The organism is Streptomyces sp. OR43, assembly GCF_008042275.1.
In the GTDB taxonomy this organism is placed as follows: Bacteria; Actinomycetota; Actinomycetes; order Streptomycetales; family Streptomycetaceae; genus Streptomyces.
The window spans coordinates 4,328,072-4,351,488 of sequence record NZ_RDBK01000043.1; the positions used below are offsets into that span (position 1 = coordinate 4,328,072).

Here is a 23,417-nt window from a genome sequence, read left to right on the forward strand (position 1 = left end):
CGAGCATCGCGAGCTGTACGGAGGGGGAGAGGGACCATCGTGGGGTGCGGCAGGAGCGGCGGACGGTCAGCGCGCGGTGACGGACTCCGCGTGTTCCGCCGCGCCCGTGGCCCGCTGCGCCGCGGCCTCGTCGGGCGAAGCGGCCTTCATCGGGTCCCACTTGATGGCCAGACAGGTGATCATGCCGAGCAGCGGGACGACGGAGAGCACCAGGAAGGTGTCGGCGAGGCCGAGCGACTCCTTGATCTGCGGGAAGAGGTACAGCCCCGCGACACTGCCGAAGCTGCCGACCATCCCGGTGACCCCCGTGCCGAGCGCCCGCACATCGCTGCTGTACGAGAGCGCCGCGATGGACTTGCCGTTGGCGCCGGGACCGGCGGAGTGGCAGAGGATGAACAGCACCGGCAGCAGGAACGCCACGGCCGTCGGGACCTTCTCGAAGGTCAGCCCCATCGCGATCAGCGCGACGAACACCCCGGCGAAACCGGCGGCGGAGCTGAGCCGCAGCCCGAGTCGGCGGCCGAAGTACGCGGACAGCAGCCCGCCCGCGATACCGAAGGCGTTGAACACCATCGAGCCGATCGTGGCCTTCTCGAAGCTCTCGCCGAAGATCGTCAGACTGATCAGCGGGAGGTACCAGCCGACCGCGAAGTACTGCATCGACTGCCCGAGCGAGATGACCGAGGAGAGGATCGTGCGCGGCAGGTACTCGCCCTTGAAGAGCAGTCCGGCCTGGCGGAAGCCGATGGCGGGCGCGGCCGTCGCGGCGCGGGTCGCCTCGTCGGGCTTCCCGGCGACGGCCTTGATGCCGTAGATCCGGTCCAGGTTCAGGACGGACTCGTCCAGGCGGCCCTTGCTCGCCAGCCAGGCAGGGCTCTCCCTGAGCATCAGCCACTGGCCCACGAGCAGCGCGCCGGCGACGACGGCGGCCGAACCGACCGACCAGCGCCAGATGTCCGAGCCGACGTCCAGGTTGAAGAAGACGAGGGCGAGCGCGAGGTTGCTGGTGGTGGCGACGTACCAGACGGCCTGCCAGAGGTTCAGCCGGCCGCCGAGCTTGGCCGGGGTGTACTCGGCCAGCAGCGCCATGGCGACGGCGAAGTCGATGCCGTACGCGACGCCCACCAGGACGCGGCCCAGCCAGACGACCGTGAAGTCACCGGCGAACGCGGCGAGCAGGGCGCCCGCGATGGCGAAGACCTTGGCGATGAGCAGCGGGGGGACCCGGCCGATGCGGGTGGCGAGCCAGCCGCCGACCGGGTTGAAGATGATCGCCAGGGCCGGAGCGGTGGCCGTGAGGATCGAGACCTGCGTGCTGGTCAGCTCCATCTGGGACGTCATCGGTCCCAGACCGGCGCTCAGCGCCGCGTTCGAGTAGGCGTCGAGGAACAGCCCGCCGAACACGAGGAACCAGATGACTTGCGCCCGGCCGGTGATCTTTCCCAGCCCATCGATGAGCGCAACGACGTCGGCGACGCCTTTGACGCTCGGACGTTGTGCCATGAATCCGCCTTCGAGGAAGACCCATCGGCGGCACGGGGAGCACAAAAAAACAGGCATGACGAAACCACCGACAGGTGGTCTATGTCTGTGCCTGTCAAAACACTGCGGAAAGCGCCGCAGCACGTGAAGTGCGACTACACGAGGAGGTTAGGAAGGCGTCAGGAGAAACGTCAAGGGTTTCCGGCAGGTTACCCAAACGTGACGAAGAGCCCCCGGGGCCGGCCCGCTGCCCCGGGGGCCGGCCGTCAGCGGCCGGCCTGGAGCGCTCCCCAGGTACCCGGCCCCACGATGCCGTCGGCCTTCAGGCCCCGGCTCGTCTGATAGCTCCGCACCGCGGTCGCCGTTCCCGGGCCGAAACTCCCGTCGATGCCGACCGTCGAGCCGAGCGCCGCGGTCAGTGCGCGCTGGAGCCGCTTGACGGTGTCGCCCGAGGCGCCTTCCGCGATCTCGGGCGTGGCGCCCGCGGCCAGCAGTGCGGTCCAGGTCTTCGCCCCCACCACCCCGTCCGGGTCCAGACCGCGCGCGGTCTGGAACTTCTTCACCGCACCCTCCGTGTCCGGGCCGAAGCTGCCGTCCACCTCGCCCACCGGGTACTTCTGCGCGTTCAGCAGCGTCTGCACGGCCCGTACCTGGGCCCCCGTCGAACCGCTGCGCTGCGTCGCGTACGCCGTGAAGCTCACCCCGTCGGCGCCGGTACCGCCGTCGTCGCTCCCGCCGACCAGCTCCATGTAGCGGGTCCAGTCCCAGTACGGTCCGGGGTCGGTGTGGTCGTTGCCCGGCACGTCGACGTGCCCCATGATGTGCGCGCGGTCCTTCGGGATGCCGTACCGGTCGCACAGGTAGGCGGTCAGGGCGGCCGAGGACCGGTACATCGAGTCCGTGAACCAGGACGGGTCGTCGACGAAGCCCTCGTGCTCGATACCGAGCGACGAGGCGTTGGCGCTCCGCGCGTGGTACGCCGTGTCGCTGTCGCGCACCATCTGGGTGATCTGGCCGTCCGACGAGCGCACCACGTAGTGGGAGCTCACCTCGGACACCGGGTCCTGGAACCAGCTGATCGTCCCCGCGTACGAGCCCTGCGTGACATGGATGACCACCTTGTCGACGGCCGCCGAGCGGCCGGGAGCGAAGTTGCTCGCGTTGGCCGGCACCCACAGGGCGGACGGGTAGTCGGCGCTCCGGACGCTCGTGTCCGTGGCGGTGAGGCCGTCCTTGTCCGGGGAGACCGGACGGCCCGTCACCGAGACGCGCTCGCCGTCCGGGGTGACGGTGTCGAGTCCGTCGGCCAGGAAGGTGTAGACCGTGTCGGCGTAGAGGGCGGCGGCCGGCCCGTCGGCGCCGCTGTACCGGGCGACGGCCGGGTACCAGGCGCCGAGGTCGTCGCGGTCCCCGGCGTCGAGCCCGAGCGTGTCCGCGTACCCGCGCAGTACGGCGGCGCCGCCCAGGATGTTGGCCGGGGTGTCGCCGCGGAGCTCGGCCGGCGGCTTCCCGGTGAGGCCGGCGGCCTGCTCCAGGGTCCGGTGGGCGGGGTTGCTGACCAGGTGCATGACCCCGAAGCCGTTCGCCTGGCTGGGGCGCCCGGAGTGGCCGTCGAGCCGGGTCTCGCCGTAACCGACGGCGGCGAGCAGATCGCGGGGTACGTCGTATGTCTCGGCGGCCCGCTCGAACGCCCGGTTCATGGGGCGTCCGGTGTCCGTCGAGGCAAGGGCCGGGGTGCCGGTGGCGGCCAGGACGGTGGCGGTGAGGGTCGCGAGCACGGTGGCGCGGGCCTTGGTGTGGGCGGCGGCGCGTGTGGGCATACCTGCTCCTGCTCTGTGGGGGAGAAGAACGGCGCCGGGTCCGGGCGGGCATGGACCGACGGCCGCGAAGCCCGCTCAGGCTATCCACCTGCCAAGGGCATGACAAACATATGCAGCGTGTCGAACTCCCTTTCATCCCAATGGAGTTGAGCGCCCCGCGAGCAGGGCGGGCGCCGTCCGGACCCCGCCGCCGGGGCGTGGTCCGGACGGCTGGTCCTACCAGCGGTCGCGGTGGACGACGTCGGCCACCGGGCGGCGCCTGATCGGCCCGAAGTTGCCCTGCGGCCATCCGACGGGAATGGCCGCGAAGGTCTGCATGTCCTCGGGAATGCCGAGCGCCTCCTTCCACTCCTGCTCCAGCATCAGGTGCCAGATGGTGATGTTCGCCGCGAGCCCGAGCGCCCGGGCGGCGAGCAGGACGTTCTGGACGCCCGGGTACACGCAGGAGCCCTCGGCGAGTGCCTGGAAGCGGGTCTGCGTGCTCATCATGTGCTCGACCCCCGCCGGGCCGAGCGCCTGCGCGTAGGCGGCCAGGCCCTCCTCCTCCATCCGGGGCTCCGGGAACCGGTAGCAGGGCATGATCAGCGCCGGTGTGTCGGCGAAGTGGTCGCGCTGGTACTCGATCGCGGCGACCATCCGGCCGTACGCCGCGTCGTCCATGCCCTTCGGCGCGTACTTCCCGGTCGTCGCCAGATAGGCGTCCACGCACCGCTTCCACAGCGGGGCCAGACGGGCCATCACCTCGCGGTCGGTCACGACCACGTACTCGTAACACTGCATGTTCCCGCCGCTGGGGCCCCAGACGGCGGCCTGTATGAGCTGATCCAGCGTCTCCTCCGGGACGGGTTCCGGCTTGAGCCGGCGCATCGCGCGCATCGTGGACATCGTGGAGAACAGGGCCTCGGCCTCGGCCGTTCCGGCCGGCTGAGTCGTTTCGATCGTCATGATCGCGGAGTTTACGGGCGAATCCCGGCCATGAGGAGGCCCGTTGGCCGGCCCGTGAAGGGCCCGCGCGGCGCCGGCCCGCCGGCACGGCGGATTCGCACACCTGGACAGCCCCCCACCGCACGGGGGAACGCGGACCGGACCCGCCGTCGGCAGGGCGTATAAAAGGTTCCTCCGGACCAGCCGGCGTCCCCCGATGGCACGCACACCCCACGCGGCAAGGCGTCACCGCGTACGACAGCGGAGGAGTGCCCCATGAGCACGGCAGACGAGATCAGCACCTTGCTGGTGGCGAACTTCGGAACCGACCCGGTGGCGATCCGGCCCGAGACGTCGCTCCGTCAGCTCAGGTTGGATTCCCTGGCCCTGGAGGAACTGCGGCTCCTCATCGAGGACCGGATGGGCGTCGACCTCGACGACGTCCAGCTGACCTCGCGCGACACCGTCGGCCAACTCGTCGACGCCGTGCACAGCAAGGCCGCGGCATGACGGCCGGCTACCGGCCCGAGCCGTTCTCCGCCGCCGTCACCGGCATCGGCCTGGTCACCGCGGCCGGCGTGGGCACCGCCGCCGCCTGGCGCGGGGTGTCCGAGGCCAACGACGCGCCCTCGGTCCCGCACCGGCCCGAACTCCACGACCTGCCCTGCGACTTCATGTACACCATTACGGGTCTCGACACGAAGGCCCTGCTCGGCGTCGCCGCCCAGCGGCTCATGGACCGCTTCTCGCAGCTCGCCGTCATCGCCGCCCGCGAGGCCGTGGCCGACGCCGGGCTCGACCCCTCGGTCTGGGACAGCGGCCGTGTCGCCGTCGTCATCGGCTCCGCCCACGGCGGACTGCCCTTCTACGACGAGCAGCACACCGCCCTCACCGAGCGCGGCGCCCGCCGCGTCTCGCCGAAGCTGGCCCCGCTCACCGTCGTCAACGGCGCCGCCAGCAGCGTCGCCACCGACCTCGGCGCCCACGGCCCGAGCCAGGCCGTCTCCACCGCCTGCTCCTCAGGCACCGTCGCCATCGGCACCGCCCACCAGATGCTGCGCACCGGCGCCTGCGACATCGTCGTCGCGGGCGGCGCCGAATCCGTCTGCTCCCGGCTGCTGATCGCCAGCGCCTGCCGGCTGAAGGCCGTCTCCACCCGGCGCGACGACCCCGAGGCCGCCTGCCGGCCCTTCGACACCCACCGCGACGGCTTCGTCGTTGGCGAGGGCGCCGGCCTCCTCGTACTGGAACGCCCCGAACACGCCGCCGCCCGCGGCGCCACCGTCCGCGCCCACATCGCCGGCTACGGCGCCTCCAGCGACGCGTACTCGCCCGTCGCCCCCGACCCCGACGGGCGCGGCATCGAACGGGCCCTGCGCACCGCACTCGCCGACGCCGGACTGACCGGCGCCGACATCGGCCATGTCAACGCCCACGGCACCTCGACCGTGGCCAACGACCTGATCGAGGCGACCATGCTGCGCCGGGTCCTGGGCGAACACCCCCTCGTCACGTCGACCAAGGCGATGACCGGCCACACCCTCGGCGCCGCGGGCGGCATCGAGACCGCGCTGACCGTGCTCGCCCTCCAGCACCAGCTCGTGCCGCCCACGGTCAACCTCGACGCCCCCGATCCGGAGATCCCCATCGAGGTGGTGAGCAAGGAGGCCAGGGCCGGCGCCTTCGACGCGGCCGTCAAGACCTCGCTCGGCTTCGGCGGGCACAACGCCGCACTCGTCCTCACCCGGGCCTGAAGACGGACAAAGGACCGATGACCATGCCCGACGAGATCATCCGGCACCTGGCGGTGCACGGGCTGCGCTACAGCTACCGCGTCCTCGCCCAGCCCTCGCCCCGCACCGAGCCGGTCGTCGTCCTCGGCGGCGCGCTCCAGGGCATGTACGGCTGGCCGCAGATGGACGAGCACCTCGGCCCGCACGCCCGGGTCGTCACCGCCGACCTGCCGGGCATGGGCGGCGCCGACCCGCTGCCGCCCGGCACCGGCGACGACCTCCTGTACGACGCCGTCGCGGGCATCATCGACGACCTGGGCGCCGCCCGGGTGAACCTCTTCGGCTTCTCCTACGGTGCGGCGATCGCGTTCGGCTGCGCCCGGCGGAACCCCGGCCGGATCGCCCGCCTGGCCCTCGGCGGCGTACCGGCGCACATCAGCGAGGCCCAGCGTGCCCAGTGGGGCGGGGCCGTCGAGCGGCTGGAGGAGGGGGACACGGAAGGGCTCGCGACCCTGACCACCGAGGCGCTGATGTGCCAGGACCCGCGGCGAACGGTCCACCGCGGGGAGCTCGCCCGGCGCTACGTCCGGCGGTCGTTCGTGCACGCGCTCACCCATTCCCCGCACGCCGCGCGGTCATTGCGCCGGGCGCTGGGGCACCGGCCCGACTTCTCCGGCGGGTTGTGCGGGGTGCCCGCGCTCGTCTTCGCGGGCGAGCACGACACCGTGACCTCTCCCGAACGGCAGCGCGCCTTCGCGGAGACGATCGAGGGCAGCCGCTTCCTGACGATCGGCGACTCGGACCACTGGGTCGTGCTGGAACGGCCCGACGACGTGGCGGACCTCGTGGCCCGCTTCTTCACCGACCGTCCGCTGGAGGCCGCGCCCGCACTGCGGCCGCTGCCCTCGCTGCCGCGCCCGCGGACGGGCGCGGCAGGTCCGGTCCTGCCGCGGCCGGGCAGCTGACGCGCCTTCTCGAAGGAGCGCCGCCCGGCCGGCCGGATCAGCGGCGGCCGTCGACCTTGATCCGCACGATCTGCGGGTCGTGGTCGCTCGCCTGGTCGGCGAACTCGGCGTTGATGTGCACCACGTCGTAGTCGAACCGCCGGATACCGGGGCTCGTCAGGATGTGGTCCAGCGTCTGGGAGTTGCCCTCGTACACATAGCTGTACTGCTCGTTCGCGGGCAGCGTGGTGATCAGCGGCTTGAGGGCCTTGCCCGCGGTCAGCGCGGACATCGTGGGCGAGAACGCGAAGTCGTTCAGGTCGCCGAGCGTCACGACCCGCGCCGACTTGTCCGCCGCCAGCAGGGACTTCACGAAGGTGTTGACCTCCGCGGCCTGCTGGACCCGCTTGGTCTCGGAGCTCCGCGACGGCTCCTGGTAACGGCCGTGCAGCGGCTGGTCGCCGCCCTTGGAGGCGAAGTGGTTACCGATGACGAAGACCGGCTTGCCGTGGAAGCGGAACTCGCCCACCAGCGGCTTGCGGCTGTCGTCCCACGCCGCGCTCGCCGGGTCGATCCGGCCGGGCGACACCGACAGGGTCACGCCCTTCTTCGTCGGGACCGCCGCGACGGCGGTCGTCGCGTCGCCGCCCGCGCGGTCCACGAAGGAGACCCGGTGCGGGTTGAAGAGGAAGACGTTGCGGATGTTGCCGCCGGGCTCGCCGCCGTCCTGGCCGTCCTGCGGGGCGACATAGCGCCAGGCGTACCGGGGCCCGCCCGCCGCGACGATCGCGTCGGTGAACCGCTTCAGCGTCGCCTCGGAGCCGACCGTGCCGTCGCTGACCGCGCCGTTGTCGTCCTGGATCTCCTCCAGCGAGACGATGTCCGGCGAGGAGAGGTTCACCGCGACGCCCTCGGCGAGCGTGTCGAACTTGGCCTGCTCGTCCAGCGCGTCCAGGTTCTCCACGTTGTAGGTGGCGACAGCGAGTTCGCCGCCCTTCTGCTTCCGCGTGACCTCGCGCCGCAGACCGTTGTCCGTGAGCGTGCCGAGCTCGGTCGCCTGGAGGTTGTAGCCGCCGAACGAGGCGTAGTCGATCACGCCGGTGGTGGTGCCCGACAGCACGTCGCCGACGTTGCCGACGGGGAAGGGGCGCGTGGTGTCGAGCGACATCACCTTGATCCGGCCGGTGTTCTGGTCAGTGTACGAGGAGTACAGCGTGCCGCCGCGCCGGGTCGGGTTCTGCTCCGGGGCGACGGTCACCCAGATCTCGTCGTACGCGGTCGTGGCACCCGTGACCCGGGTGTCGGCGATCTGTACGCGGGTGCCTTCGAGCGACTCGTAGAGGTCGAGGGCGTACGCCGACGGCTCCAGGGGCAGCGCGTCGATCGAGCCGCCGCCCGCCGAGGGCACGTACGCGGCGGGCAGCGCGGCGGCGTCGAGCACGACCGGCGCCGGCAGCGCGTTGCCGGAGGAGAGGACCGTGGTCCGGGGGGAGGTGATCTCGGTGATGGACTGCGTGGTGGCCGACGGGTAGTACTCGTCCACCGTGCCGCTGACCAGGACGGAGTCGCCCACCGCGACCGCCGGGGCGGTGGAGCCGGTGTAGACGAAGACGCCCTCGCCGGTGCGCGGGTCCGCGTCCGGGGCGATGTCCTGGATCCAGAAGCCCTTCGAACCCGTGGTGCGGACCGCGGTGACGATGCCGGGCACCCCGGTCACGGCCTTGCCGTCCAGCGGGGAGAGGCGGGTGGTGCCCTGGATGTCGTGGACGCGCACGGTGCCGGGCTCGGTGGGGTTGCCCGGGTCGCCCGGGTCCGTGCCGCCGCCGGACGTCTGGCCGGCGGCGTTGACCGGCGTGGGGGCCGCGGCGGACAGGTCCGTGGCGTTGTCGTCGGTGTCGGTGAGGGAGGCCGCGCGCGCCACGGAGGCGGTCGCGGAGGCGCCGGTGGCCGGGCCGCTGCCTTCCCGGACGACCGCGGAGCCGTAGCCCACCAGGTCGACGATGCGGGTGTCGGCCGCGCAGTCGGCCGCCGTCTTGCAGGTCAGCGGCGTGGTGCCGGAGACCAGCGCGATGCTTCCGCTCGCGGCGGACATGGCGACCGTACCGGTGGCGTCCGGCGTGGGCAGGGCGACGGTGCCACCGGTGCCCGCGGCCTGGGCGACCAGGTAGCGGCCGCCGGGCGCGACGGAGCCCGTCAGTGCGGAGACCTGCCACAGCGAGCCCGCGGACGGCGCGCCGGGGAGGTACTGGACGCTGAACCCGGACAGGTCGTACGGGGCGGAGCCGGAGTTGGCCAGCTCGACGAAGTCGCGGGTCAGCGTCGCGCCCGAGTTCCCGCCACCGCCGTACACCTCGGAGATCACGGCGGACGAGGACGGTGCCGCGAAGGCGGCGGGCAGCGCGGTCGCCGAGAGGGTCACGGCGACCGCGCCGGCCAGCAGGACGGAACGGGATCTGGATATGCGCACGGAAACGGCCCCTCAGAGTGTGGTGAGGGAGCACAAGCTATGCGCGTAGAACCGGCGATGACAAGGCATCAGAGGTTAATTCCAGAAATCGTTCCGCGGTCCTGCCGGGTGTGCGTGGCCGGGGCCGCCCGCCGACGCCGCCCCGCCCGCTTCCGGACCGGCTGTTCACGCGCCCGCCGCACCCCCGCCATGCTGCCGCAACACCGGGACAACACCCCTCCTGCGCAAGGGTGTCCAGGATGCGGCGAGGGTTTGACCGGGTTGAGCCGGTCCGGATACGTTGCGCGGCATGCAGCGATCCGCACACCTGACGACGCGAGGTCATATCGACCTGAAGCGTGTGTGCTCCGCCGTGTGTCACCGCGCCTGAGAGCTCCACGCCCGCGCCGAGGGGCCCCTATCCGCCCCGGTCCCTCGCCCGGTCCCTCTCCACGGAAGAGGCAGCACCCGCTCCGGCCCCGCGCCGCGGACGGTCTGCCCCGAGCTCCGTACCGGAGCACGCACGCACCGCGTCAACCGCTGCCACCGAGGACCTGGAAGACACTGTGAAGAGTCTGTCCGCACCCGTCCGCCGCCCTCACGCGGACCGCCCCACCCCGCTGCGCCGCTCCGACATACCCGCCGCCGGGCCCGGCCGCCGGCTCACCGGCACCGGCTCCGTCCTCGGGGCGATCCTCGACCACGGGCCGGTCGCCCGCTCCACCGTCGCCCGCCTCACCGGCCTCTCGCCCGCCTCCGTCAGCGGGCACGTGGGCCGGCTGCTGGCCCGCGGTCTGGTCCGGGAGAACGAGGAGACCGCCGGCCCCACGGGGCTCGGCCGGCCGCACGTCCCGGTCGAGGTCGACACCGCGCGCTTCCTGGTGGCCGGAGCACACATCGCCGTGGCCCACTCCACCGTCGCCCTGATGGATCTGCGGGGCCGGATCGTCGCCGAGGACCGGCAGCCGCACCGCACCACCGAACCCCGCGCCCTGCTGGCCGGACTCGCGGCCCGGCTGCCCCGACTGGTGGCCGCGCACGCCGGCGGACGCACCGTGCTCGCCCTGGGCCTGGCCACCGGCCACCGGGTCGATCCCGTGACCGGGGTCATCGTGGCCCATCCGCAGCTTGGCTGGCGCGATGTGCCGGCTCGCGACATCCTCTCCGCCGCGACCGGGCTGCCGGTCCACGTGGACAGCCACTCCCGGGCGCTGGCCCGGGCGGAGCAGCTGTTCGGCGAGGAGTCGACCCGCAGCAGCACCGTCCTGCTCTTCGTCGGCGCCGTCGTGGACGCGGCCTTCGCCACCGAGGGGGCCGTGCACCGGGGCCCGCGCTCGGGGGCCGGCAGCGTGGCGCATCTGCCGCTCGGCGCCGGCGGGACGGGCGGCGCGCAGCCGTGCTCCTGCGGGCGGTCCGGGTGCCTTCAGTCGGAGGTGTCGGAGCGCGCCATGGTGCGGCGTGCGGCGGCGCAGGGGCTGTTCGTGGGCTCGTTCCCCGAACTCCTGGAACAGGCGCTGGCCGGTGAGGCGCGGGCGGTGGCGCTGTTTCGCCGGCGGGCGCGGCTGGTCGGCCGGGCCGCGGCCCTGCTGCTGGACATGTTCGACCCGGAGGTGCTCGTCGTGGTCGAGCCGGGGGCGGGCCGTATCCCGGAGTGTCTGGCCGATCTGCGGGCGGAGGTGGCGGAGCGCTCGTGGGTCTGCGACGACCCGGAGCGAGCCGTCGTCCCATCCAGCTTCACCGGCTCCGTGCTGGCCACAGCGGGCGGCGCGGTGGCGCTCGGGGCGCTGTACGTGGACCCGCTCGGCCCCTGGCCGGCGCTGCCCGCCGTCTCCTGACGCACTCTCGATCACGCGTCCCGTATCCGACTTAATTCAGGCAGTTGCATTGTTGACCGGGCCCGAATCGGAACGGGATGATGGATTCATGACCAGCCGACAGCGGAATTCAGGAGACGCGTCCTCGGTGACGCGCGCCTTCCGCCCGGTCGTGCCGTCCCGCGTGTGCGCAGGATGCCGGTGTTGTCGCCCCTGTCCGGGTCCCCGATAACCATTCACTGAATTCGGCTGAGAGTTCCGCGCCGTCGCGCGCCTCGCCCTGCCCAGGTGCATACCCCTGCACCATTTCCCTGTCGCTTTTCGCTTTCCATCACGGGAGAGACGTTGACCATCACCGCGCACTCGTATCTGGCGCCCGCCGCGAAGGGCATCGCCCCGGACCGGTTCAAGCAGGCGTTCCGCCGCTATCCCGCCGGAGTGGTCGTCGTCACCGCCGACGCGGGCCACGGACCGATCGGCTTCACCGCGACCTCGCTCAGCTCCCTCTCGCTCGACCCGCCCCTCGTCTCGTTCGGTATCGGGACCGGCACCTCGTCCTGGCCGCACATCGAACGGGCCGGCACCGCCGTCGTGAACTTCCTCGGCGCCGAACAGCAGTCCCTGGCCACCACCTTCGCCACCAGCGGCATCGACCGGTTCGCCGCCCCCACCCGCTGGCGCCGTCTGCCCGAGGGCGAGCCGGTGCTCGACGGGGTGGCCGGCTGGCTGCGGCTGGAGACCGAGCAGATCGTGCCGGCCGGCGACCACCGCATCGTCATCGCCCGGGTGGTGGACGCCCGGCTCGACGAGGGACGCAGCCCGCTGCTCTTCCACGACGGCGCCTACCACTCCCTCTGACAGCCCGCCCAGCTCGAAAACTACGGATCAGGAATTCACCATGGAACGCCACGACGCATACCGGACGGTCGGCCGCAGGTCATTTCTCGCCCTGGCCGGCGGAGCGGTCATCGGAACTCTCGCCGCCTGCTCGCCCCAGGTCAAAACGGCGGCAAGCGCCGAGCCCGCCGGGAAACTCCCCTCGGGGGCGCCGCCGCCGGGGACGAAACTCTCGATAGCCGTCCGGTCCACACAACTCCAGCTGGGTCCCGCCGGATTGCAGAAGGAGCTTCCCTTCACCGTTTCGCAGTGGCCCAATCTGTCTGCGGGTCCCGATATCATCCAGGGATTCCGGGCCCATTCCATCGATCTCGCGGTCAATGCCGGAATTCCGCCGATCCAGGCCCACGCCATCGGCGTCGGAGCGAAGATCGTCGCCGTGCAGGTGCGGAACCATCCCTCGTACGTCTTCGCGACCGCGCCCGGCTCGGACATCAGGTCCGTGGCCCACTTCCGCGGGAAGAAGATCGGCTTCTCCCAGGGCCAGGCTCAGGGCGTCGTCGTCCTGCGCGCGCTGAAGCAGGCGGGCATCGCCAACAAGGACGTCGAACTGGTCGCCCTGCCCAGTACCCAGTTCCTCACCGCCCTCCAGTCCAAGCAGGTCGACGTGGCTCCGCTGGGCGAACCGACCTTCACCAAGTACCTCACCCAGTACGAGAAGGACGGGGCGCGCGGGGTGAAGACCGACGTCGTGGACCTGCTGTCGGTCCTCTGGGCGCCCAACGAGGTGCTGAACGACCGGGCCAAGGTGGCCGCCGTCCGCAGCTTCATCCCGCTCTGGGCCCGCGGTGTGACCTGGGCCTGGGAGAACACCGACGAGTGGATCGACACGTACTACGTGAAGGACCAGGGCGTCACCCGGGAGGACGGCAAGCGCATCGTCGCCTCGCTCCACAAGCCGCAGTTCCCGGTCGACTGGGACAAGGCGATCGCGTGGGAGCAGGAGACCGCCGACCTGCTGGCCGAGGGCGGTTTCGTACCGAAGCAGGATGCCGCCGAGCTGTTCGACCGCCGCTTCGAGGGGATCGCGGCCAAGGCCGTGGCCGCCCGGTACCGGGAGACGTCATGACCGAACTGCTGACGAACATCCGCACCACAGGCGGTGTGCCGCTGAAGAAGGCCGGGGAGCCCACCGACGCGCGGGCAGCCGCAACGAAGCCCGCACCGCCCGCACCCCGCGCCAACCGCCGGCGGCTCGGCCCCGGCCGCGCCGTTCCCTTCGGGCGGCTGATCGGCCCGGCGCTGGTCATCGCCCTGTGGTGGTTCGCCTCGGCCGTCGGCTACCTCGACCCGCGGATCCTGTCCGGACCCGGCACGGTCCTCTCCACCGCGTCCGACCTCGTCGCCGACGGCCGGCTCCAGGACAACGTCCTCATCTCGCTCCAGCGTGCCGGACTGGGCCTGTTCTTCGGGGTGACCGCCGGAGTCCTCCTCGCCGTCGCCGCCGGGCTCAGCCGCACCGGCGAATACCTGCTGGACGGGCCGCTCCAGATCAAGCGCGCGATCCCCTCCCTGGCCATGCTCCCGCTGCTGATCCTCTGGCTCGGCATCGGCGAACAGATGAAGGTCACCGTCATCGCGCTCGGCGTGGCGGTGAACATGTACATCAACACGTACGCCTCGCTGACCGGCATCGACAGCCGGTACGTGGAGCTCGCCGAGGGGCTCGACCTGAGCCGCGCGCAGTTCATCCGCAAGGTCGTCGTGCCCGGTTCGCTGCCCGGCTTCTTCGTCGGACTGCGCCTCGGCGTCACCGCGTCCTGGCTCGGACTGATCGTCGTCGAGCAGATCAACGCCACCAGTGGCATCGGCTACATGATGTTCCAGGCCCAGCAGTACGCCCAGTCCGACGTGATCATCGTGGGCCTGGTGGCCTACGGGATCTTCGGCTTCGCATCGGACGCGGCGGTACGCGCCGTCGAGAGGAAGGTCCTGTCGTGGCGACGCACTCTGGCGGGCTGAACCCCGCCCACGGGACCGGGACGACGACGGTCGGGGAACGCCCCGCCATCCGCACCAGGAGGCTCGTCCGCCGGTTCGGGGACCGCGACATCCTCAAGGAACTCGATCTCACCGTCGCACCGGGCGAGTTCACCGCTCTGCTCGGCCGCAGCGGCTCCGGCAAGTCCACCCTGCTGCGGGCCGTCGCCCGGCTCGACCACACCGTCGAGGGCTCCGGCGAACTCACCGTCCCCGACCGGGTCTCGCTCTCCTTCCAGGACTCCCGCCTGCTGCCGTGGCTCCGGGTGATCGACAACGTCACCCTCGGACTGCGCGGACCGAGGGCACGCGAGCGCGGCCTCACCGCCCTGGCCGAGGTCGGCCTGGAGGGCCGTGACCGGTCCTGGCCGCACGAGCTGTCCGGCGGCGAGCAGCAGCGCGCCGCACTGGCCCGCGCCCTGGTCCGGGAACCCGAACTCCTCCTGGCCGACGAGCCGTTCGGTGCCCTGGACGCGCTGACCCGGATCAAGATGCACGGCCTGCTGCGCGAGCTCTATGAACGCCACCGCCCCGCGGTGCTGCTGGTCACGCACGACGTCGACGAGGCCGTCGAACTCGCGGACCGGGTGCTGGTCCTGGAGGACGGCCGGATCTCCGTCGACCTCACCGTCGACCTGCCCACCCCGCGCTCCCGCCGCGACCCCCGGTTCCAGGAGTACCGCGACACGCTGCTCACGGCTCTCGGTGTCGCGCAGCCCCCGGCCCTTTCCGAAGAGAAGGAATCCCATGCCCCGCACGCCTGACCGCAAGCAGCTGCACCTCAACGCGTTCCTCATGTCCACCGGTCATCACGAGGCGTCCTGGCGGCTTCCCGAGAGCCCGGCCGAGGCCGACTCCGACATCGAGCACTACAAGAACCTCGCCCGGATCGCCGAACGCGGCAGGCTGGACTCGCTGTTCCTCGCCGACAGCCCCGTCCTGATGGGTGACCCCGGCCGGCGCCCCGCCGCCAAGCTGGAGCCCACCGTCCTGCTCACCGCGCTGGCCGGGGCCACCCGCCACATCGGCCTGATCGCCACCGCGTCGACGAGCTACAACGAGCCGTACAACCTGGCCCGCCGCTTCGCCTCGCTGGACCACGTCTCCGGCGGCCGGGCCGGCTGGAACATCGTCACCACCGCGGGCGCCGACGCGGCCCGCAACTTCGGTCTGGACGACACCCCGCTGCACCACGACCGCTACCGGCGGGCCGGCGAGTTCGTCGAGGTCTCCACCAAGCTCTGGGACAGCTGGGCCGACGACGCCGTGATCGCCGACAAGGAACGCGGCGTCCACGCCCTCGCCGAACGGGTGCGGAAGATCGGGCACAACGGGGAGTTCTTCCGCGTCGACGGACCGCTCAACGTACAACGGCCCCCGCAGGGTTACCCGTTGCTCGTACAGGCCGGGTCCAGCGAGGACGGCAAGGACTTCGCGGCCCGGTACGCGGAGGCGGTGTTCACCGCCCAGCAGACCCTGGAGGAAGGCATCGCCTTCTACAAGGACGTCAAGCAGCGCGCCGAGGCCATCGGCCGCAGCCCCGACGGCATCAAGATCCTGCCCGGCATCGTGCCCGTCATCGGCGACACCGAGGCCGAGGCCCTGGCGCTCGACGCCGAGCTGGAGAACCTCATCGTCCCCGAGTACGCCAAGCGGCAGCTCGCCCGGACGCTGAAGATCGCCCCGGACGACCTGCGCCTCGACGCGGAGATCCCCGAGGACATCCCCACCGAGGACGAGATCGAGGGCGCCAAGAGCCGCTACACCCTCATCGTGGAGCTCGCCAGGCGCGAGAGGCTGACCGTGCGTCAGCTGATCGGCCGGCTCGGTGGCGGCCGCGGCCACCGCACCTTCGCCGGCACCGCCGAGCAGGTCGCCGACACCATCGAGCAGTGGTACGACAGCGGGGCCGCCGACGGCTTCAACATCATGCCCGCCGTCCTCCCCTCGGGCCTGGAGGTCTTCGTCGACCGGGTTGTCCCGATCCTCCAGGAACGCGGCCTCTTCCGTACCGAGTACACCGCGAGCACCCTGCGCGGACACTACGGGCTGCCGCGGCCCGTCAACCGCCTGTTCGAGACCGTCGACCGCAGTGAGGGCCACTTCGGTATCGGTCTGGCGGAGGCCGGGTGAGTGACGGACTGTCGGACCCGGAGAACGGTACGCACCGGCAGCCGCCGCCCGGCTGGGCGCGGCAGCTGCCGGTCCACCGCCCGCGGCACCGCGCGGGCCTGTTCCTCGCCCCCGGTGCCGCGGGGCCGCAAACTCTCCGCCGGGCAGCGCCTGATGCCCGCCCCTTGCCCGGGCCGAACCCGTCGGCCCGGACGTCCTGCCGCGCGACGAGGCCACCGCCTCGCCGGGCCCGGCCACGGAACGCCGGGTGGCCGCGGCGACCGAGGCGCTCGCCCGGCGCCGTACCACCGTCGTCGTCGCCCCACCGGCTCACCACTGCGGTCCGCGCCGACCGGGCGGTGGTGCTCGGCGGGGGCAGCGTCGTCGAGACCGGCATCCCCACCGCACCGCTCGCCGCCGATGCCCCGTACCGGCGCTGCGGGACGCCAACCGGGAGAGCGGCCACGCAGCCCCGGCCGACCACCGGCACGCAAGTGAACTCGTCGAGGAGAACGCAGGATGACGGAGTACCGCGATTTCGGCCGCACGGGCGTCAAGGTCAGCCCGCTGTGTCTGGGCACCATGATGTTCGGCGCCCGGGGCAACCCCGACCACGACGACAGCATCCGGATCATCCACCAGGCCCTGGACTCCGGCATCAACTTCGTCGACACCGCCGACGTCTACTCCGCCGGTGAGTCCGAGACCATCGTCGGCAAGGCCCTGGCGGGTGGCCGCCGCGACGACGTCGTGCTCGCCACCAAGTTCCACGGCAGTCTCGGAGCCGACCCCAACCAGCGGGGCAACTCCCGTCGTTGGATCATCCGGGAGGTGGAGAACAGTCTGCGCCGGCTCGGCACCGACTGGATCGACCTCTACCAGGTGCACCGCCCGGAGCCCGGCACCGACTTCGACGAGACGCTCGGCGCCCTCTCCGACCTGGTCCATCAGGGGAAGATCCGCTACATCGGCACGTCGACCTTCGAACCGTCCGCCATCGTGGAGGGCCAGTGGATCGCGGAACGCCGCGGCCGTGAACGCGTCGTCGCCGAGCAGCCCCCGTACTCGGTCCTCGCCCGCGGCATCGAGCGCGAGGTACTGCCCACGGCCCGCCGGTACGGACTCGCGGTCCTCTCCTGGAGCCCGCTGGCCGGCGGCTGGCTCTCCGGCCGCTACCGCAGGGGCGCCGGCCAGCCCCCGTCCAGCCGCGCCGAGCGGCAGGCCGAACGGTTCGACATCGCGTCGCCCGAGAACACCGCCAAGCTCGACGCGGCCGAGGCGCTCGCCCAGCTGGCCGAGGAGGCCGGGCTGACCCTCGTCCAACTGGCCCTGGCCTTCGTGCTGGAGCACCCGGGGGTCACCTCGGCGATCATCGGCCCGCGGACGACTGACCAGCTGACGAGCCAGCTCGGCGCGGACCGGGTGCGGCTCAGCCAGGACGTCCTCGACCGGATCGACAAGATCGTCCCGCCGGGCACCAACCTCTCGTCCCGGGACGCCGGTTACCACCCGGAGGAGCTCACCGACCCGGCGCTGCGCCGCCGTTCGCGCCCGGTCGGGTAGCTCAGGACACCGGCACACGGTCCAGGAAGCCGCTGACCGAGCTGATCCGCCCGTCGTCGGCCAGAGTGATCACGTCCGAACCGGCGACGGGCGCCGAGCCGTCGGCGGCCGCGACCAGTTCCCAGCTGAAGCGGGCCAGGGTGTGGTGCCCGTCCACCGCTCCGGCCGGACGGAAGGAGAACCCGGGGAACTGCTGCTGTGCGCCGCTGATGGCGGCGGCCAGGGCCTCGTGTCCCCGAACGTCGGCCAGCGGGTCGGTGTACGTGGCGTCCTCGGTGAAGGCGGCCGCGACGGCCTTGTCCAGCTCCTCGGCGTCGGCGGCGTTCCAGGCGGCGAAGTAGCGCTGGACGGCCTCGTCGTAAGCGGTCATCGTGCGGTCCTCTCCTTCGGCTCCGGCCGCTGGCCGGGAGCGCTGTGCTGGTGAGGAACACGATGCCGGACGCGGCGGAGGGCGTCGATTACCTCCGGGGTAAGGGCGGCGGAGGGCGTCGATTACCTCCGGGGTAAGGGCGGCGGAGGCGGTCCGGCAGGCCCTACGGCCGGGCGTCCGGAATGACGTGCATGGCCGCCTCCTCGGCGGACGCCGCCGCTCCGTCGATCCCGACGTCCTCGCCGGCCATGCTGTCCGGCTCGTTCAGGTCCAGCTCGCGGGTGAGCCGTCCGGCGCGTACGTCCCCGACCTCCGCGTCCCGCGGCTCGCCGTCCCCGTCGGACAGGTCGCCGTCGTCGTCGCCGGGCGGATCGGCGGCCTCGGGCAGCTCCCGGGCCAGCCGGTCCTCCAGCGTCTCCCCGCTCAGCTGCTCGGACCCGGTGGTGCCCCGGTCCTCCACGACCCATGGCCGCTCGGGAGGCGAGTACCCCTCGTCCAGGACGTCCGCGAGCTGCCGGTTGTCCAGGGTGTCCGCCGCGTCCAGCTGCTCGACGGGATCGGAGGCCTCCGGCTGCTGGGGCTGGTACACATCGTCGCCCCGGTCGGCACCTTCCATGACGTTTCCCTTCCCGGTGTCGGGATCCCGGGCCATGCCTGCCGTACGACGCGGGAGCAAGGGGCCGTATCGGCCCGATTGCCTTGGACTTCCCCTACCCCTTCAGGATAGGCAGCAGGGGCCGGGGACCGCACCGTGCGGCCGTGCGCGGGCGGGGGCGGCCGGTGTGCGAGACCATGGAAGGTGCAGGCCGGACGGGCGGGCGCCGCGCGAGGCGAGGCCCGTTCGCAGCCCGGTCCGCACAGCCCGCCGAAGGCCGTCGTGGGGAGGCCGTCATGGATTACCCGGAGACGTATCAGCTGGTGTTCCAGTCGTCCGCCGTGGAGGACGACACGGTGGTTGTCCGCCGCACCGCCCGGTCCGGAGCGGGCGGATACCCGGTCTACGAGGACGAGACCGGGATCGTCCGCGCGGAGATCAGCGAGCGCGGAGAGGTGCGTATGCTCGCCAGCGGCGGGCACCAGCTCCTCGGCACACCGCTGGTCGCGCCGGGGCCGACCACCTGAGCCGGCGGCCCGAGCCGGCCGCTCCCCGGCGCGCGCGTCATCAAGGTCGAGCGCCCCTGCGGCGGTGATTGCGCCCGCCGCTACGGCACCACCGTGCACGGCCAGCGGCTGCGGCACGAGCAGGTCGTGCGTCCGGATGCAAGGCGCACGACCTCTTGGTGCTGTGCCGGACCGGGCCGCCGTCCCTGAGACCGATGGCCTTTATCACGGCACCGCACCCGACGGCATCATGCCGGCGCAGGACAATTCGCCCTGAGCCGTCCAACACTTGGTCGAAATTTTGCCCCTGATGGGATGCATCCGGAGGACACCAGGCACACTCGACCTGTAGGAATCTCGCCACGAAGAGGATCACGCATGATCACGTTGAAGAAGGAAGACGGCCCGGCGGATCTGGACGGGGTGACCCACCTGTCCATCGGGGTGTCCTGGGACCCCACGGTCGGGGCCAGTGGCGGACTGATGGGCAAGCTCCGTCAGAAGAAGGGCACCGACCTCGACCTGATCGCCATCGCGATGCAGGGCGCGGAGCCCGTGCGGCTGGCAGGCCTGGATTCCCTCGACCCGCTGGCCAACGGCGCGCTCGTGCACAGCGGCGACAACCAGACCGGGCACGGTGACGGCGACGACGAGACCGTGACCGTCGACTTCGCCCGGGTGCCGCCCAACATCACGTCCATCGTCTTCATCGCCGCCGCGTACAAGAAGCACAGCTCCTTCCAGAGCGCGCGCAACATCAGCTTCAAGGTGTACGACGCGACGGGCGGCACCACCCAGCAGGTCGCCGACATCTGGCCGAGCCTGCTCAGCAACGACAACGGCTGCGCCGTGGCCAAGGCCATGCGGGTCGGCGGCAGCTGGAAGCTTGAGGTCATCAACGAGACGGGGAAGATCAAGCAGGGCGACGAGCAGGCCCTGATGCGCTTCGCGGTCAGCAAGTAGCCACCGGCTACCGGCAGGCGCCCGGCGTGAGCGCCCCGGCCCCGGCCCGTACGCGGCGTCTCAGTCGACGCGCCGCGCACGGGCCGGGGCCGTCGCGTTCCCGGAGGCCAGCGGCGAGCGCGCCAGCAGCACGCAACCCACGGCGATCAGGCCGAGCGCCAGCAGCTCCGGAACCACCCACCAGCCGGTGCGCAGGTGTTCGCCGAACAGGGTCACCCCGTACAGGATGCTGATCAGGGCGTCGCCCAGAGTCAGACACGGCTGGACCGCGACCAGCGTGCCCGCCTGCAGGGCGTTCTGCAGCAGGAACAACGCGCCGACGCCCGCCACCGCGGTGCCGTAGAGCTGCCAGGACGTGAACAGCGCCGCCGCCCCGCCCTCGTCGAGCCGGGCCATGGCGTCCTTCATCAGGGCCGCGGTCAGCGCGTACGCACAGGCGGCGGCCAGGCCCAGCAGCGCCGCCCGGGGATTGCCGCGCATGGCCAGGGCGCCCGCGATCAGGGCCGTCTCGAACAGGCCCGTGAGGATCAGGGCAGGCACCCACGCGGCCCCGTGCACCGTGGCGCTGCCCCCGCCCGGAGCGGCCGACGCCATGCCGAGGGCCAGACCGAACGTCACGGCGGCCACGCCGGACCACACCGGCCGGGGCAGCCGCACCCGCATCACGAAGCCGGCCATCAGAAGCGTCGCCGGCAGTTCGATCACGAAGATGGGCTGCACCACGGCGATGGGACCGGTGGCCAGCGCCACGGCCTGGCAGACGGCGGCGACGATCACCAGGCCGATGCCGGCCAGCCACACCTTCTGGCGCAGCAGATGGCCGATCAGTGACAGCCGCATCGCCTCGCTGTCGGGGGCGGTGCTCGCGGCACGGCGCTGGAGGACGGAGGCCGCGCCGTTGCTGAGCGCGGTCAGGACGGCGAACAGGACGCTGATCACCGGACCATGATGCGGGTGCCCGGCGCGAATGGCCGGAACCCGCCGGCAGCGGCATGGCGCAGGACGTACCGGTGCGGGAAGCCGCCACCGGGGCCGGATCTGACGCGGGTAGCCCCCACCGGGGACCGCACGTGACGCGGGAATCCGCCATCAGGACGGGACCTGACCGCATGGCCGCGTAGCGTGCCGTCCATGGCCGTGAAGAAGAAGACCTCCGCCGCCGCCCCGGCCGTCGTGCTCACGCCGCGGGCGCTGGGACGCGCGACCCTGGAGCGCCAACTCCTGCTCAGGCGTACGGCGATGAGCGCCGAGGACGCCGTGCGGCATCTCGTCGGACTCCAGGCGCAGAACACCAGGCCGCCGTACTTCCAGCTCCTCGCCCGGCTGGAGGGCTTCGCACCGGAACGGCTCGCCGCGCTGATGGAGTCGCGCCGGGTCGTCCGCATCGTCACCCTGCGCTCCACCATCCACACCCACACCGCCGACGACGCCCTGACCCTGCGCCCGCTGGTCCAGGAGGCCCGCGACCGGGAGCTGAGGATCTTCCGCAAGGGGCTCGTGGGTGTGGACCTGGACCGGCTGAGGGACCTCAGCAGGGCGTACGTCGAAGAGGCGCCCCGTACCCCGAAGGAGATCCGCGAACGCCTGCTCACCGAGTGGCCCGCCGCGGACCCGCAGGCGCTGAGCACCGCCGCACGCTGTCTGCTGCCCCTCGTCCAGGTCACCCCGCGCGGAGTATGGGGCCGCAGCGGCCAGGTCGCGCTGACCACCGCGGAGCACTGGCTCGGCAGGCCCTCCGCACCGGCCCCCGCGCCCGACGGCACCGTGCTGCGCTACCTCGCCGCCTTCGGACCCGCTTCGGTCAAGGACATGCAGTCCTGGGCCGGGCTGACAAGGCTGCGCGAGGTCTTCGAACGGCTCCGGGCGAATTGTCCTGCGCCGGCATGATGCCGTCGGGTGCGGTGCCGTGATAAAGGCCATCGGTCTCAGGGACGGCGGCCCGGTCCGGCACAGCACCAAGAGGTCGTGCGCCTTGCATCCGGACGCACGACCTGCTCGAGCACCAAGAGGTCGTGCGCCTTGCATCCGGACGCACGACCTGCTCGTCTGGGAGTGGTGCGCCGACACCTACGGGGCCGGCGAACGCGTCATCCGAGGCGGCTCCTACCTGTGCCACGCCTCGTACTGCAACCGGACCCGCGTCATTCCGCCGCCGCTCAAGGGGCGCAACGGGATGGGGAACCAGGCGTACGGCAGCGTGCTGGTCGACGGGTTCCTCGCGGCGATCTGGCGACTGGAGGCCGGCGGGGCCGGTACGCCGGCGACGGTCACCGTGCAGGAGCTGCGCCCGTTCACCGCAGCCGAGCGGGACGACGTCACGGACGAGGCCGTGGCCCTGCTCTCCGTGATGACGAAGGCGACCGCCGAAGGCGGGGCCGGGGACGTCCGCTTCGCCTCGTTCGTCGACTTCGGCGACTGAACCCTACGGCAGCAGGCCCGCCCGCCGGGCCGCGACGACCGCCTCCAGGCGGGTGTGCGCGCCCAGCTTCCGCATCGCCGCGCGCAGATACCCCTTCACCGTCTCCGGCCGCAGCCCGAGCCGGTCCGCCGCCACCGCGTTCGTGGCGCCCGCGGCGACGCAGGCGAGGACGTCCACCTCGCGCGGCGCCAGCTGGACGTCGCGCGCCCTGGGCACCCGGGTACCCGCCGCGGCGGCGAGCCGCCCGCACACCGCGAGCAACTCCTCCCGCAGCGCCGGGTCGAGGACCTTCGGCGCGAGGGCGCGCAGCTCACGGTGCGCCTCCCGGACGTCCTCCCACGCCCCGGGCACGGCCCGCGGGTCGGTGACCTCTTCGCGCGTCACAGCGAGCAACTGCTGCACCTCGTCCCGTACGACCAGCGCCTGCTCCACGTCGCGGGCCGCCGCGACGGCCGCGTCGAACGTACGGTCCCCCAGGCCGAGGGGCTCGCGCAGCGCCCCGTACAGCACACCCCGCACCCTGCGGCGTACGACGACGGGCACGGCGACCACCGAGCGCAGGCCCTCGGCGGCCACGGCCAGGTCGTACTCGTGACTGATGTGGCGCGAGGAGGGGTAGTCGGTCACCGCGCAGGGCCGGGACAGGGCGATCGACTTGCCGCCGAGGCCGCTGCCGGCCGAGATCACCAGCCCGCGCAGGGCCGTGGTCTGCGCCCCGTTCAGCTCCGCGATCCTGGCATGACGGGTGTCGGAGAGCAGCCCGCCGAACGCCACGGGCAGCCCGCTCGTCCGGCGCAGCCGCAGCAGCGCCGCTTGCATCTCGACCGCATCGACCGATTCCGGCACGCT

The 23,417-nt window shown here is 72.2% G+C and carries 20 protein-coding genes and 2 pseudogenes; 14 read left to right on the forward strand and 8 right to left on the reverse strand.

Annotated elements, in window-relative coordinates; genetic code table 11:
• Nucleotides 1-66: 66 nt before the first annotated feature.
• From EAO72_RS38560 to EAO72_RS38570, 3 genes are all read right to left on the reverse strand, one after another.
• Nucleotides 67-1,503 (reverse strand): MFS transporter, encoded by a 1,437-nt coding sequence (locus tag EAO72_RS38560; RefSeq protein WP_148021642.1) that lies wholly within the window; start codon nucleotides 1,501-1,503, stop codon nucleotides 67-69.
• A 245-nt stretch (nucleotides 1,504-1,748) separates the two neighbouring features.
• Nucleotides 1,749-3,302 carry a peptidoglycan-binding protein gene (locus EAO72_RS38565; protein ID WP_148021643.1) on the reverse strand — a complete coding sequence of 518 codons (1,554 nt, stop codon included), beginning with the start codon at nucleotides 3,300-3,302 and terminating at the stop codon, nucleotides 1,749-1,751.
• Nucleotides 3,303-3,518: 216 nt separating this feature from the next.
• Nucleotides 3,519-4,247 carry a nitroreductase family protein gene (locus tag EAO72_RS38570; protein WP_148021644.1) on the reverse strand — a complete coding sequence of 243 codons (729 nt, stop codon included), beginning with the start codon at nucleotides 4,245-4,247 and terminating at the stop codon, nucleotides 3,519-3,521.
• A 255-nt stretch (nucleotides 4,248-4,502) separates the two neighbouring features.
• On the opposite strand from EAO72_RS38570, the gene EAO72_RS38575 reads away from it, so the two are divergent.
• From EAO72_RS38575 to EAO72_RS38585, 3 genes are read left to right on the forward strand one after another with little or no spacing between them, the layout of a single operon-like run.
• The gene (locus EAO72_RS38575) at nucleotides 4,503-4,736 is read left to right on the forward strand and encodes an acyl carrier protein (protein WP_148021645.1); all 234 of its coding nucleotides are present in this window, start codon (nucleotides 4,503-4,505) and stop codon (nucleotides 4,734-4,736) included.
• The gene (locus tag EAO72_RS38580) at nucleotides 4,733-5,980 is read left to right on the forward strand and encodes a beta-ketoacyl-[acyl-carrier-protein] synthase family protein (RefSeq protein ID WP_148021646.1); all 1,248 of its coding nucleotides are present in this window, start codon (nucleotides 4,733-4,735) and stop codon (nucleotides 5,978-5,980) included. Before EAO72_RS38575 ends, EAO72_RS38580 begins: the two co-directional genes overlap by 4 nt.
• Before the next feature lie 23 nt (nucleotides 5,981-6,003).
• Nucleotides 6,004-6,924, forward strand: coding sequence for an alpha/beta fold hydrolase (locus EAO72_RS38585; protein WP_148021647.1), 921 nt, complete (start codon nucleotides 6,004-6,006; stop codon nucleotides 6,922-6,924).
• 37 nt (nucleotides 6,925-6,961) lie between these two features.
• Here the strand turns inward: EAO72_RS38585 and EAO72_RS38590 are convergent, their stop codons facing one another.
• Complete coding sequence (locus tag EAO72_RS38590; RefSeq protein ID WP_148021648.1) at nucleotides 6,962-9,370, reverse strand: endonuclease/exonuclease/phosphatase family protein; 2,409 nt, start codon at nucleotides 9,368-9,370, stop codon at nucleotides 6,962-6,964.
• 545 nt (nucleotides 9,371-9,915) lie between these two features.
• Between EAO72_RS38590 and EAO72_RS38595 the strand changes: the two genes are divergently transcribed.
• The 8 genes and pseudogenes from EAO72_RS38595 to EAO72_RS38630 all read left to right on the forward strand — a co-directional run bounded on the left by EAO72_RS38595 (nucleotide 9,916) and on the right by EAO72_RS38630 (nucleotide 17,715).
• On the forward strand, nucleotides 9,916-11,184 hold the full coding sequence (locus tag EAO72_RS38595) for an ROK family transcriptional regulator (protein WP_148021649.1): 1,269 nt from the start codon (nucleotides 9,916-9,918) through the stop codon (nucleotides 11,182-11,184).
• A 324-nt stretch (nucleotides 11,185-11,508) separates the two neighbouring features.
• Entirely contained in the window at nucleotides 11,509-12,021 is a 513-nt protein-coding gene (locus EAO72_RS38600; protein WP_148021650.1) for a flavin reductase family protein, read from the forward strand.
• 40 nt (nucleotides 12,022-12,061) lie between these two features.
• Nucleotides 12,062-13,129 (forward strand): ABC transporter substrate-binding protein, encoded by a 1,068-nt coding sequence (locus EAO72_RS38605; protein WP_148021651.1) that lies wholly within the window; start codon nucleotides 12,062-12,064, stop codon nucleotides 13,127-13,129.
• On the forward strand, nucleotides 13,126-14,022 hold the full coding sequence (locus EAO72_RS38610) for an ABC transporter permease (protein WP_148021652.1): 897 nt from the start codon (nucleotides 13,126-13,128) through the stop codon (nucleotides 14,020-14,022). The genes EAO72_RS38605 and EAO72_RS38610 overlap by 4 nt, the downstream gene beginning before the upstream one ends.
• Nucleotides 13,998-14,804, forward strand: coding sequence for an ABC transporter ATP-binding protein (locus EAO72_RS38615; protein ID WP_410090535.1), 807 nt, complete (start codon nucleotides 13,998-14,000; stop codon nucleotides 14,802-14,804). The genes EAO72_RS38610 and EAO72_RS38615 overlap by 25 nt, the downstream gene beginning before the upstream one ends.
• Complete coding sequence (locus EAO72_RS38620) at nucleotides 14,788-16,173, forward strand: LLM class flavin-dependent oxidoreductase (RefSeq protein WP_148021653.1); 1,386 nt, start codon at nucleotides 14,788-14,790, stop codon at nucleotides 16,171-16,173. The genes EAO72_RS38615 and EAO72_RS38620 overlap by 17 nt, the downstream gene beginning before the upstream one ends.
• Nucleotides 16,174-16,281: 108 nt before the next feature.
• Nucleotides 16,282-16,675, forward strand: a pseudogene (locus EAO72_RS43585) (ABC transporter ATP-binding protein); the annotation flags it as partial.
• Nucleotides 16,672-17,715 carry an aldo/keto reductase gene (locus tag EAO72_RS38630; RefSeq protein WP_148021654.1) on the forward strand — a complete coding sequence of 348 codons (1,044 nt, stop codon included), beginning with the start codon at nucleotides 16,672-16,674 and terminating at the stop codon, nucleotides 17,713-17,715. The pseudogene EAO72_RS43585 and the gene EAO72_RS38630, both read left to right, overlap by 4 nt.
• 1 nt (nucleotide 17,716) lies before the next feature.
• Here EAO72_RS38630 and EAO72_RS38635 read toward each other — a convergent pair whose 3' ends face one another.
• Both EAO72_RS38635 and EAO72_RS38640 read right to left on the reverse strand, forming a co-directional pair.
• Nucleotides 17,717-18,085 carry a nuclear transport factor 2 family protein gene (locus tag EAO72_RS38635; protein ID WP_148021655.1) on the reverse strand — a complete coding sequence of 123 codons (369 nt, stop codon included), beginning with the start codon at nucleotides 18,083-18,085 and terminating at the stop codon, nucleotides 17,717-17,719.
• A gap of 163 nt (nucleotides 18,086-18,248) precedes the next feature.
• Nucleotides 18,249-18,701: a DUF5709 domain-containing protein gene (locus tag EAO72_RS38640; RefSeq protein WP_148021656.1), complete on the reverse strand. Its 453-nt coding sequence runs from the start codon at nucleotides 18,699-18,701 to the stop codon at nucleotides 18,249-18,251.
• A 275-nt stretch (nucleotides 18,702-18,976) separates the two neighbouring features.
• On the opposite strand from EAO72_RS38640, the gene EAO72_RS38645 reads away from it, so the two are divergent.
• On the forward strand, nucleotides 18,977-19,207 hold the full coding sequence (locus tag EAO72_RS38645) for a DUF6296 family protein (RefSeq protein ID WP_148021657.1): 231 nt from the start codon (nucleotides 18,977-18,979) through the stop codon (nucleotides 19,205-19,207).
• 357 nt (nucleotides 19,208-19,564) lie between these two features.
• Complete coding sequence (locus tag EAO72_RS38650; RefSeq protein WP_148021658.1) at nucleotides 19,565-20,149, forward strand: TerD family protein; 585 nt, start codon at nucleotides 19,565-19,567, stop codon at nucleotides 20,147-20,149.
• 60 nt (nucleotides 20,150-20,209) lie between these two features.
• Here the strand turns inward: EAO72_RS38650 and EAO72_RS38655 are convergent, their stop codons facing one another.
• Nucleotides 20,210-21,088: a DMT family transporter gene (locus EAO72_RS38655; protein WP_148021659.1), complete on the reverse strand. Its 879-nt coding sequence runs from the start codon at nucleotides 21,086-21,088 to the stop codon at nucleotides 20,210-20,212.
• Between the two features lie 192 nt (nucleotides 21,089-21,280).
• Here EAO72_RS38655 and EAO72_RS44220 point away from each other — a divergent pair.
• Nucleotides 21,281-22,568, forward strand: a pseudogene (locus EAO72_RS44220) (winged helix DNA-binding domain-containing protein).
• 3 nt (nucleotides 22,569-22,571) lie between these two features.
• On the opposite strand, the gene EAO72_RS38670 reads toward EAO72_RS44220, so the two are convergent.
• Nucleotides 22,572-23,414, reverse strand: a complete 843-nt coding sequence (locus EAO72_RS38670; protein WP_187285347.1) for a response regulator transcription factor — start codon at nucleotides 23,412-23,414, stop codon at nucleotides 22,572-22,574.
• Nucleotides 23,415-23,417 lie beyond the last annotated feature (3 nt).